General features: G+C 70.5%; 13 protein-coding genes and 1 tRNA gene. 9 read left to right on the top strand and 5 right to left on the bottom strand.

Translation table 11 applies throughout. The annotated features are described in order from the left end of the window. Nucleotides 1-141: 141 nt before the first annotated feature. Together ACEZHJ_RS01480 and ACEZHJ_RS01475 are read left to right on the top strand one after the other, a co-directional pair. Nucleotides 142-2,334, top strand: a complete 2,193-nt coding sequence (locus tag ACEZHJ_RS01480) for a TonB-dependent siderophore receptor (protein ID WP_375036157.1) — start codon at nucleotides 142-144, stop codon at nucleotides 2,332-2,334. Between the two features lie 618 nt (nucleotides 2,335-2,952). Next, entirely contained in the window at nucleotides 2,953-4,386 is a 1,434-nt protein-coding gene (locus ACEZHJ_RS01475) for a M20 family metallopeptidase (protein WP_163143086.1), read from the top strand. A 419-nt stretch (nucleotides 4,387-4,805) separates the two neighbouring features. Here the strand turns inward: ACEZHJ_RS01475 and ACEZHJ_RS01470 are convergent, their stop codons facing one another. The 3 genes from ACEZHJ_RS01470 to ACEZHJ_RS01460 form a co-directional block, all read right to left on the bottom strand. Beyond that, complete coding sequence (locus tag ACEZHJ_RS01470; protein WP_163143822.1) at nucleotides 4,806-5,060, bottom strand: hypothetical protein; 255 nt, start codon at nucleotides 5,058-5,060, stop codon at nucleotides 4,806-4,808. A gap of 149 nt (nucleotides 5,061-5,209) precedes the next feature. After that, the gene (locus tag ACEZHJ_RS01465; protein WP_018717194.1) at nucleotides 5,210-5,626 is read right to left on the bottom strand and encodes a DNA polymerase III subunit chi; all 417 of its coding nucleotides are present in this window, start codon (nucleotides 5,624-5,626) and stop codon (nucleotides 5,210-5,212) included. 1 nt (nucleotide 5,627) lies between these two features. Continuing rightward, nucleotides 5,628-7,118 carry a leucyl aminopeptidase gene (locus ACEZHJ_RS01460; protein ID WP_375036156.1) on the bottom strand — a complete coding sequence of 497 codons (1,491 nt, stop codon included), beginning with the start codon at nucleotides 7,116-7,118 and terminating at the stop codon, nucleotides 5,628-5,630. A 144-nt stretch (nucleotides 7,119-7,262) separates the two neighbouring features. On the opposite strand from ACEZHJ_RS01460, the gene lptF reads away from it, so the two are divergent. Beyond that, the gene (gene lptF / locus ACEZHJ_RS01455) at nucleotides 7,263-8,339 is read left to right on the top strand and encodes an LPS export ABC transporter permease LptF (RefSeq protein ID WP_163139167.1); all 1,077 of its coding nucleotides are present in this window, start codon (nucleotides 7,263-7,265) and stop codon (nucleotides 8,337-8,339) included. Beyond that, nucleotides 8,336-9,397 carry an LPS export ABC transporter permease LptG gene (gene lptG / locus ACEZHJ_RS01450; RefSeq protein WP_163139166.1) on the top strand — a complete coding sequence of 354 codons (1,062 nt, stop codon included), beginning with the start codon at nucleotides 8,336-8,338 and terminating at the stop codon, nucleotides 9,395-9,397. The genes lptF and lptG overlap by 4 nt, the downstream gene beginning before the upstream one ends. A gap of 13 nt (nucleotides 9,398-9,410) precedes the next feature. Here lptG and ACEZHJ_RS01445 read toward each other — a convergent pair whose 3' ends face one another. Continuing rightward, a complete protein-coding gene (locus tag ACEZHJ_RS01445) occupies nucleotides 9,411-9,842 on the bottom strand; it encodes an RDD family protein (protein ID WP_259202251.1) in 432 nt (143 codons plus the stop codon). A gap of 70 nt (nucleotides 9,843-9,912) precedes the next feature. Further along, a tRNA-Glu gene (locus tag ACEZHJ_RS01440) sits at nucleotides 9,913-9,987 on the bottom strand. Between the two features lie 107 nt (nucleotides 9,988-10,094). Here ACEZHJ_RS01440 and pcnB point away from each other — a divergent pair. The 5 genes from pcnB (at nucleotide 10,095) to panD (ending at nucleotide 14,168) form a co-directional block, all read left to right on the top strand. Beyond that, nucleotides 10,095-11,438, top strand: a complete 1,344-nt coding sequence (gene pcnB / locus ACEZHJ_RS01435) for a polynucleotide adenylyltransferase PcnB (RefSeq protein WP_163139165.1) — start codon at nucleotides 10,095-10,097, stop codon at nucleotides 11,436-11,438. Next, on the top strand, nucleotides 11,428-11,916 hold the full coding sequence (gene folK, locus ACEZHJ_RS01430; protein WP_205599746.1) for a 2-amino-4-hydroxy-6-hydroxymethyldihydropteridine diphosphokinase: 489 nt from the start codon (nucleotides 11,428-11,430) through the stop codon (nucleotides 11,914-11,916). The genes pcnB and folK overlap by 11 nt, the downstream gene beginning before the upstream one ends. A 52-nt stretch (nucleotides 11,917-11,968) precedes the next feature. After that, entirely contained in the window at nucleotides 11,969-12,790 is an 822-nt protein-coding gene (panB, locus tag ACEZHJ_RS01425; RefSeq protein ID WP_026320946.1) for a 3-methyl-2-oxobutanoate hydroxymethyltransferase, read from the top strand. A gap of 43 nt (nucleotides 12,791-12,833) precedes the next feature. Then, entirely contained in the window at nucleotides 12,834-13,682 is an 849-nt protein-coding gene (gene panC / locus ACEZHJ_RS01420) for a pantoate--beta-alanine ligase (RefSeq protein ID WP_163139163.1), read from the top strand. A 105-nt stretch (nucleotides 13,683-13,787) separates the two neighbouring features. Further along, nucleotides 13,788-14,168, top strand: coding sequence for an aspartate 1-decarboxylase (panD, locus tag ACEZHJ_RS01415; RefSeq protein WP_018717203.1), 381 nt, complete (start codon nucleotides 13,788-13,790; stop codon nucleotides 14,166-14,168). Nucleotides 14,169-14,403 lie beyond the last annotated feature (235 nt).

Raw genomic sequence — 14,403 nt, 5'->3', positions numbered from 1 at the left:
GCGGCGAGCGCCGGCGGGGGGTGTTCTTGCTCCGGTTATAAGAAAAAGAATACGTTTTCTTTCCATTTCTACACCGGTTCGATATCCTCCGTTTATGAGAATGAGTGTCATTCGGTTTCAGTCAGGGAAATCGGAGGGTCCATGCCAGCCAGCCAACACCCGTGCAGGCGCAGCCGGGCGGGGGTGGCCGCGGTCACCGCACTGCTCATTGCCGGTGCGGTCCACGCCCAGGACAGCGGCGACGACGCATCGGGGTCCATCACCCTGGACGAGGTGAACATCGAGGCGGGGGATCTCCAGGGCCTCAGTGCCTGGGCCCCCTTCTCCGGCTACAACGCGACCCAGAGTGCCGGTGCGACCAAGACCGACACGCCCCTGAGCGAGACCCCGCAGTCCGTCACCGTGATCGGCGAGGACCAGATCGCGGACCAGCACGCCCGCAGTCTGCGCGAGGTGCTGCGCTACACCGGGGGCACCGTGCCCGAGGTTCGCGGCAACGTGGCCACCCGCTACGATCAGGTGCGACTGCGCGGCTTCCTGCCGGAGGTCTACCTGGATGGCCTGTACACCGTGGGCGGTTACTACGCCGAGCCCCAGGTGGACCCGTACCTGGTGGAGCGCGTGGAGGTCATCAAGGGGCCGGCCTCCGTGCTCTACGGACAGACGCCGCCCGGCGGGCTGGTCAATATGGTGAGCAAGCGCCCGCGGGACGAGCGCCACGGCGAGATCAGCCTGGGCATCGGCTCCTCCGATCTCCGCGAGGGCGCGTTCGACGTGGGCGGACCGCTGGGCGAGGACGGCCGGCTGAGCTACCGGCTGACCGGCATCGGCATGAGCGCCGACGGCGGGGTGGAAACCACCGAGGAGGAGCGCTACTCCTTCGCGCCGGCGCTGACCTGGCGGCCCACGGACGAGACCGCGATCACCCTGCTCGCGAGCTATCGCGCGGATCCGGAATCGACCGCGTACGGGTCCGTTCCGGTCAACGGCTCGCTGCTGGACAACCCCAACGGTGAGCTGCCCCGCGACTTCTACGACGGCGACACCGGCTTCGAGGACTTCGATCGCAAGCAGCGCATGATCGGCTACGTCTTCGAGCACCAGCTCAACGACGTGCTCACCTTCCGCCAGAACGTGCGCTACGAGCGCGTGCGCGTCGACTACAAGAGCGTCTACGCCTCCTCGCTGATGGCCGACAACCGGACCCTGGCCCGCGCCACCGCGGCCTCGCGGGAGGATCTCGACGGCGTCGCCGTGGATAACCAGATGATCGCGCGTTTCGGCACCGGCGCCTGGGACCACACCGTGCTCGCCGGTATTGATTACCGCACCCAGAGCAACGACCGCGCCACCGGCTTCGGCACGGCGCCGACGCTGGACATCTACGACCCCGACAACAGCCAGTCCATCACCGACCCGGTGCGCACCGACTACGAGTCCGACTCGGAGCAGCTCGGTGGCTACCTCCAGGAGCAGGCGCGGGTCGGCTCCTGGGTGTTCCTGCTCGGTGGCCGTTACGACGACTTCGAGCAGATCTCGCGCACCGAGGGCAGCGAGACCGGCGACCTCGAGGACCACGCCTTCACCGGCCGCGCGGGCGCGCTCTACGAATTCGACAACGGCCTCTCGCCGTACGTCAGCTACATGGAGTCCTTCCAGCCCGAGACGGGCACCGACCGCAACGGGGAGACCTTCGATCCCACCCGCGGCGAGCAGTGGGAGGCGGGCGTGAAGTTCGTTCCCCCGGGCGAGAACGCGCTGGTGACCCTGTCCGCGTTCCAGCTCACCCAGAAGAACGTCACCACGCCCGATCCGGTGAACCCCACCTACAGCGTCCAGACCGGCGAGATCCGCGTGCGCGGTGCCGAGCTGGAGGGCAAGGCGAGCCTGGGCAACGGCCTCAGCGTCTCGGCCGTGTTCACCGTGCTCGACCCCGAGGTGACCGAGGCGAACGCCAGCGGCGCCGGTGTGAACCAGGAAGGCAACGCCCCCATCCAGACCCCGGAGCGCACCGGCTCGCTGTGGCTGGACTACGACGTCCCCGCCAGCGGCCGGCTGGGTGGCCTCGAGCTCGGTGGCGGCGTCCGCTACGTGGGCGAGCAGTACGCCGATTCCGCCAACGACGTCGAGGTCCCCTCGTACACGCTCCTGGATGCCGCGGTGCGCTACGACCTCGGCGCCTTCGACCGGTCCATGGACGGCTGGCGGATGGCACTCAACGTCAGCAACCTCACCGACAAGAAATACGTCACCTCCTGCTACGCCGACTACGGCTGGTGCTGGTGGGGCGAGGGCCGCAAGGCGACCCTGACGGTCAGCTACAACTGGAAGTAGGACCCAACCGGCCACGGACGGCCGGCCCCTCCGGGGGAAGCCCGTCAGCCGCACCCCGCGGCTGTCCCGTGCGTCACCCGCCCGTGGAGATGTTGGCTGCCGTAAGCGGTTTCACAAGACCCGCTGGTTCCGGGAGAGCCCCTCTCCCGCAAGGGGAGAGGGGTGTGGCACGGCCGTAGGTCGTCTGCTCCTGGCAGCCGACATCCCCGAGTCGGAGTTTATCCGGGCCGCTATCCGCGGGGAGCCGGAAAGCCTGGAGCGGGGGCCGCTATCCGGCCGCGCTTTTCGAGCAAGCGCGTGCGGTATATGACGACGGGGCGCTGCGGGCTGGCTTGCGCGATATTGCCAGTGCCATGAGCGGGGTGGAGGCCGAAGTCCGTGAGTGGTGATGAGGCCTCTCCGTGGTGGGCATCCCGGCGGTGTTCCCTGTGCCCGCGGGGCTGGAACCGGGGGGATTATCCGCCGTCGTCTTCGCCGGTGCTTGATCGCGCATGCCCTCGTGTATCAACGTTTCCGTGGTTGCCGGTGACCGCCGCACGCCCCGTACACAGGGGCGGGGATGTGGTTTCACGGCGTTGGTAACGGGACTGGGCCGCACGCAGCGGTGGAGGACAGGCAATGGCGTCCATGCTGGATCAGGCGAGAGCGCAGGCGCTGGTCGACGAGACCTGGGAGGCGTCGATCCTCCCGGCGCTGACGGAGTACATCCGCATACCGGCGAAGTCGCCGCACTTTGACGGGGACTGGGCGGCGTCGGGGCATATCGATGCGGCGGTGGCGCTTGCCGAGCGGTGGTGCCGGGAGCAGCCGGTCGAGGGCATGAGCGTGGAGGTGGTGCGTCTGGAGGGGCGCACGCCGGTGCTGCTGCTGGATATCCCCGGCACGGCCGAGGGTACGGTGCTGCTTTACGGGCACCTGGACAAGCAGCCGGAGATGACCGGCTGGGACGCGGACAAGGGGCCGTGGCAGCCGGTCATGGAGGGCGACCGGCTCTACGGCCGCGGCGGCGCGGACGATGGCTACGCGGTGTTCGCCTCGCTGACGGCGGTACGCGCGCTGCAGGACCAGGGCGTGGCGCATCCGCGCTGCGTGGTGCTGATCGAGACCTGCGAGGAGAGTGGCAGCTTCGACCTGCCTCACTACATCGATGCCCTGGCCGGGCGCATCGGCGAGCCGGAGCTGGTGATCTGCCTGGATTCCGGCTGCGGCAACTACGACCAGCTCTGGCTGACCACGTCGCTACGCGGCATGGCCATGGGCGATCTCAGCGTGGAGATCCTCGAGGAGGGCGTGCACTCCGGGGACGCCGGCGGTGTGGTGCCGGACAGCTTCCGCCTGGCCCGGGGCCTGCTGGAGCGCCTGGAGTCGGCGGCGGACGGCGGGATACTGCCCGAGGCGTTCCGTGCCGAGATCCCGGCGGAGCGCCAGGAGCAGGCCGAGGCCGCGGCGTCGGTGCTCGGCGAGGGCGTCTATCGCAAGTTCCCCTTCGTTGGTGGTGCCGGGCCGGACCGCGACGACCCGATGGAGCTCATCCTTGACCGGACCTGGCGGCCGGCGCTGGCGGTTACCGGCGCGGATGGCCTGCCGCCGCTGGCGAGCGCGGGCAACGTGCTGCGCCCGTGCACGGTGCTGCGGCTGTCCCTGCGCCTGCCGCCGACGGTGGACGGCGAGGCGGCGACCCGTGCCCTCAAGGACCTGCTGGAGCGGGACCCGCCCAACGGCGCGCGGGTGCACTTCGACGCGGCCTGGGCGACCACCGGCTGGCATGCACCGCCGCTGGAGTCCTGGCTGTCGGACGCCGTGAATACCGCCTCGCAGGCGTGGTTCGGCCGGCCGGCGATGGCGATGGGCGAGGGTGGCACGATCCCGTTCATGGGCATGCTCGGCGAGCGATTTCCGCAGGCGCAGTTCCTCATCACCGGGGTGCTCGGCCCGCAGTCGAACGCCCACGGGCCCAACGAGTTCCTGCACGTGCCCACGGCACGGCGGCTCACCGGTGCCGTGGCCTCGGTGCTGGCGGCCCACGCCGCTCAGGGCCGAGTGGCTGACTGAGACCTTCCGGTAGGGTGTTCACCCGGGAGTTACCCGGAAGACTGGCGGTGCGGGCCGGGCATCCCCGCCAGGAGGGCCGGGTGCGCAACGTTGTCTGTCGATCCTGGTCCCGGGTAGAGGATAGGCGTTCAGGTAGGCCGTGCGCCGCAGGCGTGGGACATTCCGGACCGGTACCGGAGCGTCGCACACGGCCTGCGGCCGTGCCCGACCTACGCGGGCTGTTGACCCTGCTCCCGGGTAGGGGATGGCAGTTCGGGTAGGTCGTGCGCCGCAGGCGTGCGACATTCCGGACCGGTCCCGGCGGCGTCGCACACGGCCTGCGGCCGTGCACGAGCTATCCGGGTGGTGCCCGGGCGCGACGATATCGTCTGGCGGGCGCAGCCGGCCTTGTACCAGTTCGGGGTTGAGGGGGTACGCGGCTAGCGGCGCCGGGCGGCGAACGGCGTGCCCGCGTGGTAGTGGCGGCCGGCCGGCACCGCGGTCCGTGTCGGCCGGCGCGTCAGGGCCACGGCCAGCGCGGCGCTGACGTGGCCCGCCAGCCATTCGCGCAGCGCCGGGCTCGGGCGATAGCGCAGCACGGGCGGCGCCGGTGTGCGGTGTCCCCGTTCGACGACGTCATAGAGCACCGGCGGCCGGGGCCGGCGTCCGGGGGCGGTCGCGGTTCCGTGCGACATGCTTGTGATCCTTCCCCGTGGTCCTGCCGTGCGCGCAGGCGCGCACGGCTTCCATACAGTGGCCTCATTATGGGTCGCCGCGTCGCGGTGTGTAGGCCTGTGCGACGGTTTCGTGCGGTAGGCCACACTCCGGCCGGGCCGGTGTACCGCTATAACGTGTGGTTGGTGGGCGTGACGCCCGCGTCGCGATAGCTACGGAACCGCGCCCGGGCCGGCCGGCGGGTCTCGTCGTCGGCGGTGACGATCTCCGCGACGCGCTCGAAGCCCTGCCAGTCCGGCGGGATGGCGTCGGTGAGGTTCACCAGCACGTCCCGCCGCGGCACGTCGCTGCCCCAGGCGATGACGACGGCGTCCGTGTCATCCGCCTCGCGGGCGAGGGCGTGGGGCACGAAGCTGCCCTGGCGGAAGCTCCAGAGCATGTCGTCGAGCTGTGCCGCGGCGGCGCTGTCGCCGGCCAGGATGGTGACGCCGAACGCCCCGCGGTAGGCCTTCTCGGCGAGCCGGCAGGCGAAGTGCGCACGCGCCTCCGCGCCGGCCTCGCCGAGAATGTAGAAATCGACCTGCACGTCAGCAGCGGTCGATCAGGTAGCGCGTGAGCAGCGCCACCGGCCGGCCGGTGGCGCCCTTGTTGTCGCCGCTGGTCCATGCCGTGCCGGCGATGTCGAGATGGGCCCAGCGCATCTTGCGGGTGAACCGCGAGAGGAAGCACGCCGCGGTGATGGTGCCCGCCGGGCGGCCGCCGACGTTGGCCATGTCCGCGAAGTTGCTCTTCAGCGCGTCCTGGTACTCCTCCCACAGCGGCAGCTCCCAGGCGCGGTCGCCGGTGTCGCGGCCGGCGGTGAGCAGCTCGTTGACCAGCGGGTGGTGGTTGCCGAGCACTGCGTGGGCCTCGTGGCCGAGGGCGATGATGCAGGCGCCGGTGAGGGTGGCCATGTCCACGACGCTGGTGGGCTCGTGGTAACGCTCGGTGTAGGTGAGCGCGTCGCAGAGCGCGAGCCGTCCCTCCGCGTCGGTGTTGAGGATCTCCACGGTCTGCCCGGACATAGTGGTGACGATGTCGCCGGGCTTGCTGGCGTTGCCGTCGGGGAGGTTCTCGGTGGCGGCGATCACCCCGACGAGGTTGAGCGGCAGCTCCAGCTCCAGCGCGGCGCGCACGGCGCCGAATACGCTCGCCGCCCCGCACATGTCGTACTTCATCTCGTCCATGGCCGCCGCGGGCTTCAGGGAGATGCCGCCGCTGTCGAAGGTCACGCCCTTGCCGACTAGGGCGTGGGGCTTGTCGCCCTTGTTGCCGCCGTCGTAGCGCATCACGATCAGCCGCGGCTCCTGGCGGCTGCCGCGGGCGACGGACAGCAGGGCGCCCATGCCGTGGGTTTCCATCTCCTTCGGCCCCAGTACCTCGACGGACAGCGCCGGGTACTCGGCGGCGAGCTGCTCGGCGCGCTCGGCGAGGTAGGTCGGCGTGCACAGGTTGCCGGGCAGGTTGCCCAGGTCGCGGGTGAGGTCCATGCCGTTGGCGATGGCCTGGCCCTCGCGCGCGGCCGCCTCGCCGGGGGCCAGGTCGCGGCGGCCGGGCACGGTGAGTACGAGCTTGCGCAGCGGCCGGCGCGGGGTATCCTTGCGGCTCTTGAGCTGGTCGAACCGGTACAGCGTGGTTGCCGTGGTCTGCACCGCCGTGCGCACCCGCCAGGGGTTGTCGCGGCCCTTCACGGGCAGGTCGGTGAGGTAGCTCACGGCCTCGACGGCGCCGCTGTCCTGCAGTGCGGAGGCCATGGCGGCGACCGCCTTGTTGTAGGCCTGGTCGCCGAACTCGCGCTCGCGGCCGCAGCCGACCAGCAGCACGCGGTCGCAGAGGGTGTCTGGTACATTGGTGAGCATCAGGGTCTGGCCGAGGCGGCCTTCCATGTCACCGCGGCGCAGCAGCTGCGTGAGAAAGCCGCCGCTCGCCTCGTCGAGCTGGCCCGCCGCGGCGGAGAGCCGGCGCGACTCGAAAACACCGACGACCACACAGGCTGAGCGCTGTTTTTCAGGGATGCCGCTCTTGACCGAGTATTCCATCGATTGCTCCTTTGCTGACTGGCGGCCCGCGCCGGCTGCGGATGGCCCGGGCGAAAACCGGATCGTAACGCAGATTGAGGCGGTTTTCGCGGTCTGGCCCGTGTTTTCCCATGCCGGCCCCCGGCGTGAGCGGTGCTGGCGGGCATGCTGAGGCGGCGGCTCGAACGCTACCTCGTGCGCGAGACCCTGCTCGCCTGGGGCGGTGTGACGCTGGTGCTGGTGGTGGTGCTGCTCACCAACCGGCTGATCAAGTTCATGGCCGCCGCCGCCCGCGGCGAGGTGCCCGCGGAGCTGATCTTCGGGCTGCTCGGGCTCAAGGCCCTGGCGAACCTGGGCATGGTGTTGCCGGCGAGCCTGTTCCTCGCCGTGATCCTGGCCCTGGGGCGGCTTTACCGCGATTCCGAGATGGCGGCGATGACGGCCTGCGGCTTCGGGCCCCGTCATATCCTGAGTGCGCTGATGACCCTGGCGGTGCCGCTGTCGATCTTCGTGGCGGTGTTCTCGATCTCCCTCGGGCCGCAGGCGGAGGCCACGGCACAGCGGCTGGTGATCGAGTCCAGCCAGCGTTCGCAGTTCCAGGGGCTGGAGGGCGGGCGCTTCCTCACCCTGGACGGCGGCGGTGCGGTGTACGCCGGCGCCGTCGCCGACGACGGCACGCTCCGCGACGTCTTTGCCCGCCTGCCCGGCGACGGCGTCGACCGGGTGATCGTCGCCGACAGCGCCTACCGCCGCACCGACCCGGATACCGGCGGGCGCTTCCTCGTGCTCGTCGACGGCTGGCGCTATGACGGCTCGCCGGGCCTGCTCGCCTGGCGGATGCTCTCGTTCAAGGAGCACGGGATCCGCCTGGACGCCCGCGCGCCGGTGAAGGGGCACCTCAAGCGCGACGCCCGCAGCGTGCCCCGGCTGCTCGCCGGTGGCGAGCGTGCCGACTATGCGGAGCTGCAGTGGCGGCTGGGCATGGCGGTGAGCGTGTTCACGCTGATACTTGCGGCGATACCGCTGGCGCGCACCGCCCCGCGGGAGGGGCGCTACGCCAAGCTGGTGGGGGCGGTGCTGCTCTACGTGGTGTACTTCAACGGCCTCAAGGTCGCGCAGGACTGGTACGAGAGCGGCACGGTCCCGGGCTGGCTCGGGCTGTGGTGGGTGCACGCCGCGCTCGGCGTGTTCGCCGTGGCGATGCTGGTGCGCGAGTACGGGCTGCGGCGGAGGCCATCATGAACCGGCTGTCGCGCTACATCGGCCGCCAGGTCATCCTCGGTGCGCTCATGGCGCTGCTGGTGATTGTCGCGCTGGACGCGGTGTTCACGTTCATCAACGAGAGCGGGGACGTGGGCGAGGGCGGCTACACCAGCCTGATGGCGCTGGTGTACGTGCTGCTGCAGGCGCCCCGCAGTGCCTACGAGACGTTCCCGGTGGCGACGCTGGTGGGGGCGCTGGTCGCCCTGGGCGGGCTCGCCGCGCGCAGCGAGCTCACGGCGATGCGTGCCGCGGGCCTGTCCATCGGCGGGATCACCCGTGCCGTGGTGATCACCGGGCTGCTGCTCGCGGTGGGCGCGGTGGCGCTGGGCGAGTGGGCGGCGCCGGCGGCCTCGCGCCTTGGCCAGGACCTGCGTGCACGCAGCATCGGCGGCGGGAGTGCGGGTATCGGCGACGGCGGCCTGTGGCTGCGGGACGGCCCGCGCTATATCCATGTCGCGCGCGTGCGCGAGCAGACCCAGATCGAGGGTGTGCGCGTCTACCGCACCGACGGGGGCCGGCTGAGCCGGATCGTCACCGCCGAGCGCGGACGCTACCAGGACGGCCAGTGGCTGCTCTCCGGCGTGGAGGTGACCCGTATCGGCACCGACGGCGTGCGCGTGAGGCATCCGGACGGCCAGGTACTGGAGGCGGAGCTCAATCCGGAGCTGCTCGGGCTGGTGGCGCTGCCGCCGGAGCTGCTGCCGCTGCCGGAGCTCTACCGCTATATCGACTACCGCACCCGCAACGGCCTGGAGACCGTGCGCTACCGCCTGGCCTTCTGGGTGAAGCTCGCCACGCCGCTGGCGACCATGGTGATGCTGCTACTCGCGGTGCCGCTGGTGCTCTACGTCCGCCCGCGGGCGGGTGCGGGGCAGCAGATCGTGGTGGGCGTGCTGGTGGGCACGGCGTTCATGCTGCTCAACCGCCTGCTCAACCAGGCGGGCGTGATCTACGGGTTCCCGCCGGTGCTGAGCGCGATGGCGCCGTCGCTGATCTTCATGGTCCTGGCGGTGGCGGGGCTGCAGCGGCTGCGCTGACCGGGGCGAGGCCTCAGCGCCGCCGCGGGATGACGACCAGCTGTGTGCCCGAGAGGCGGTCGTGCCAGGCAAGGCGGTCGCGGTCCACCAGCGACCAGAGGAAACCGAGGCCCAGGCTCGCCCAGGAGAGCAGGGCGGCGAGATAGCGCAGCAGTGCGAGGCGCAGGCCCACCGGGCCGCCGTCGTCGCGGCGCACCAGGCGCAGCCGCCACGCCTGCATGCCCAGGGTGCGGCCGGCGCGCCACCAGAACCCGCAGAGGAAGACCGCGCCGATCGCGAGCAGTACGAGCTGGTAGCCGATGTGGCCGGGCGGGATGGCCTCGCCGTGGTTGAAGGCGACGAGCACGCCGGTGGCGATCATCCACAGGGCGATCAGCAACAGGCCGTCGTAGACCATCGCCGCGAGGCGCCGGAACAGGCCGCTGGTGCGTGGGGGCTCGCTCACTGTGTGTATTCCGTTGTGCCGCCGGTCGGCCGGAACGAAAAAGGCCGCCCTGAGGCGGCCTTTGCGAAGATGGCGCTCCCACGGGGATTTGAACCCCGGTTTCCGCCTTGAGAGGGCGGCGTCCTTACCGCTAGACGATGGGAGCGTGTTGTCGCCGGGGCCCCTGAAGAGCCGCCGTCCGCGGTGCACCGCGTGTTGAGGGCTGCTATTATACGGAATCTTTATTCCCGCACAAGAGGCCGGTTCCAGTCCGTGTTTGAACAGCCAGCCCAACACGTCCAGCCCGTCATCGTCCCGCGGTCCGACCACCGGATCTCCCGATCGCAGATCAGCGATAACGCCCTCAAGGTCCTCTACCGGCTGAAAAACGGCGGCTACGAGGCCTATCTCGTCGGCGGTGGTGTGCGCGATCTCTCGCTGGGTCGTGAACCCAAGGATTTCGATATCGCCACGGACGCCACCCCGGAGCAGGTCAATGAGCTGTTCCGCAACTGCCGGCTGATCGGGCGGCGCTTCCGCCTTGCCCACGTGCACTTCGGTCGCGAGATCATCGAAGTGGCGACCTTCCGCGCCCTCAACAACGGCGGTGAGGAGGACAGCGACGGCGACCACGTCACCGAGGACGGACTGGTGCTGCGTGACAACGTCTACGGCACCATCGAGGAGGACGCGCTGCGGCGCGACTTCACCGTCAACGCCCTCTACTACAACATCGCCGACTTCTCCATCGTCGACTACGCCGGCGGCATGGCCGACCTGGAGGCGGCGGTGATCCGGCTCATCGGCGACCCGGAGGTGCGCTTCCGCGAGGACCCGGTGCGCATGCTCCGGGCGGTGCGCTTCGCCGTGAAGCTAGGCTTCCGCATCGACCCGGAGGTGGCCGAGGCGATGCCCCGGCTGGCGCCGCTGCTTGCCGACATCCCCGCGGCGCGGCTGTTCGAGGAGGTGCTGAAGCTGTTCATGGGCGGCCAGGGCGAGGGGACCTTCGAGCTGCTCCGCCGCTTCGGGCTCTACCGCTATCTCTTCCCCGCCACCGATACCCTCCTGGACGAGGCCGGCGACGACGTGGCCGTGCGCTTCATCGCGCGGGCGCTCGCGAATACCGACCTGCGCATCATGGAGGAGCGCCCGGTCACGCCGGCGTTCCTGTTCGCCGCGATGCTCTGGCCGGTGGTCGTCGAACGCGCCGCCGAGTGGCAGGACGACGTCGACAGCGACGGCCAGGCGCTGCAGCAGGCGTCCGCGGCCGTGGTCCAGGAGCAGGTGGCGGTGGTCACCATCCCCAAGCGCTTCGGCGTGCCCATGCGCGAGATCTGGTCGCTGCAGCCGCGTTTCGAGAAGCGCTCCGGCAAGCGTGCCCAGCGCCTGCTCGGTCACCCGCGCTTCCGTGCCGCCTACGATTTCCTCCTGCTCCGCGCCGAGGTCGGCGATGCCGACCCGGAGCTGGCGAACTGGTGGACGGAGTTCCAGGACGCCGACCCGGAGCGGCGGCGGGCCATGACCGGCGCCTCCGGCGGCGGGGGCAAGCGCGGCCGCCGCGGGCGGCGGGGACGGCGCGGTGACGATGGCGACAACGACGGTGACGATGAGGAGTAGCCTCCCCGCCTGGGTGGCCGTCGGCAGCAACATCGGCGGCCCGGTCACGCAGGTTCGCCAGGCCATGGCGGCGCTGGAGGCGCTGCCGGAGACCCGCCTGGAGGCGTGCTCCTCGCTGTACCGCAACCCGCCGATGGGGCCCCAGGACCAGCCGGATTTCGTCAACGCCGTGGTTCGCCTGCGCACGTCGCTGGAGCCGCTGGCGCTGCTCGATGTGCTGCAGGCTATCGAGCGCGCCCAGGGCCGCGTGCGCCACCGCCGCTGGGGCGAACGTACCCTCGATCTCGACCTCGTGCTCTATGGTGAGCAACGCATCGATCACCCGCGCCTGGTGGTGCCCCATCCGGGCATCGGCGAGCGCGCGTTCGTCCTCCGCCCGCTGCAGGAGATCGATCCCGGCCTGGATGTGCCGGGGCAGGGAGTGGTTGACGCGCTGCTCGCCCGGGTCGATGATGCCGCGCTGCAACGTGTGAACTGAATCGTGCCCCGGCGATGGTCGCCGGCGGTGCGGGCCACACGGGAGTGAGGGTATGTATTCGGGAGAACAAAAACCCCGTTCGCAGCCGGTGACCGTCGCCCGGCTGCACCGCATGAAGCGTGAAGGCACCCCCATCGCCTGCCTGACCGCTTACGACTTCACCCTGGCCAGCGCGGAGGACGCCGCGGGCGTCGACGTCATGCTGGTGGGGGATTCCCTTGGCAATGTCATGCAGGGCCGCAAGACCACCCTGCCGGTGACGGTGGACGAGATCGTCTACCACACCCGGTGCGTGACCGCCGCCTCCCCCGGCGCGCTGGTCATGGCCGACATGCCGTTCATGAGCTATCCCGACGTGCCCACGGCGCTCCACAACGCCGGCCGCCTGATGAAGGAGGGCGGTGCGCAGATGATCAAGCTCGAGGGCGCCGGTGATCAGGCCGGCGTGGTCGCTGCGCTGGCGGGTGCGGGCGTGCCGGTGTGCGGCCACCTCGGGCTGCAGCCCCAGCTGGTGCACAAGATCGGCGGCTACCGCGTGCAGGGCCGCGACAGCGAGACCGCCGAGCGCATGGTGGAGGACGCCCTGGCGCTGGAGCGTGCCGGCGCCGACATGCTGCTCGTGGAGTGTATCCCGGCGGCGCTGGCCGGGCGGCTGACCCGGGAGCTCACCATCCCGCTGATCGGTATCGGCGCGGGCCCGCACTGCGACGGCCAGATGCTCGTCCTCCAGGACATGCTCGGCGTCACCCGGGGCCGGCCGCCGAAGTTCTCCCGCGACTTCATGCCCGAGGCGGGCAGCATCCCCGCGGCGCTGGCGGCCTACGTCGCCGCGGTCCGCGAGCATCGCTTCCCCACGGACGAGCACAGCTTCTAGCGTTCGCCGGCAGGCGGGCGCCCGACGGAACACGGGGCATCCCATGCACATCATCAACAACATCACCGAGCTTCGCGCCCAGGTCCGTGCCTGGCGGGACGCCCGCGAGGAGGTCGGCCTGGTGCCCACCATGGGCAATCTCCACGGCGGGCACATGACCCTCGTGGACGAGGCCCGCGAGCGCAGCGACCGCGTGGTGGTGAGCATCTTCGTCAATCCGACGCAGTTCGGTCCGGAGGAGGACTTCGACGCCTACCCGCGCACCCTGGAGTCGGACTGCGAGCAGCTCGCCGGGGCCGGCGTGGACGTCGTCTTCGCGCCCACCGTGGAGGAGATGTACCCCGGGGGCGGCGGTCTCTCCACCGTGGTGGACGTCCCGGCGCTGTCCGGCATCCTCTGCGGCGCGACCCGGCCGGGGCATTTCCAGGGCGTCGCCACCGTGGTGGCGAAGCTGCTCAATGTGGTCGCCCCGGATATGGCGGTGTTCGGGCGCAAGGACTATCAGCAGCTCATGGTCATCCGCCGCATGGCGCGGGATCTCAACATGCCGGTGCAGATCGTCGGTGCGCCGGTGGCGCGGGAGTCCGACGGCCTCGCCATGAGCTCGCGTAACGTCTACCTAGGTAAGGACGAGCGTGCCCGCGCGCCGGCGCTCAATCGGGCGCTGCGGGATGCGGCGGCACGGCTCGCCGCCGGCGAGCGGGACTTTGCCGCGATCGAGGCCGCCGGCAGCGAGGCCATCGCCGAGGCGGGCTTCCGCCCGGACTACTTCAGGATCCGCCGGCCCGGGGATCTCGGCGACCCCACCGGCTCGGAGGAGGAGCTGATCGTCCTCGGCGCGGGCTGGCTCGGCCGGGCACGGCTCATCGACAATGTCGCCGTCCGGCTCTAGCGTCCTGACGCGGGTGTTCGCTGCGCCCCAGGTCGCCGGTTCCTGTCAGGGCCGGCCGCGGTCATCAGGCCGGATCGCATCACCCCTTACCCCGGAGGGTTTCCCATGTATCTGAGCATGCTCAAGTGCAAGCTCCACCAGGCCCGCGTGACCCATACCGAGCTGGAGTACGAGGGCTCCTGCGCGATCGACGCGGACCTCCTCGACGCCGCGGGGATCCGTGAGAACGAGGAGGTCCACGTCTACAACATCGCCAACGGCGAGCGTTTCTCGACGTACGCTATCCTCGGCGAACGCGGCTCGCGGATCATCTCGCTCAACGGTGCCGCCGCCCACAAGGCGAACGTCGGCGACCGCGTGATCATCTGCGCCTACGCCCTCATGGACGACGCCGAAGCCGCGGAGCACGCGCCCACCCTCGTTTACTGCGACGCGGACAACCGTATCGCCGGCACGCGCAACGCGGTCCCCGCCCAGGTCGCCTGAGTCGCCGGCACAGGCGCCGGCAGAACGCGCGTGCCGGCGTCATCAGGCCGGCTGCGCCCGGCAGTCGACGTTGCCGGCGCCGCGGGACGGGATGTTGGCTGCCAGGAGCAGCCAACCTACACGGCAGTGCATCCGGCACAGCGATTCCACAGGACCCGCCGTCCCTGGAAGAACCCTCTTCCCCGACCCTTCCACCGCGAGGGGAGAGGGGTATGACGTGGCGGTAGGTCGGCTG

This window comes from Arhodomonas sp. KWT2, from assembly GCF_041949875.1.
Classification (GTDB): Bacteria; Pseudomonadota; Gammaproteobacteria; order Nitrococcales; family Nitrococcaceae; genus Arhodomonas; species Arhodomonas aquaeolei.
Note: the sequence above shows the minus strand (reverse complement) of the source record. Positions and strands in the feature narration are given on the sequence as shown.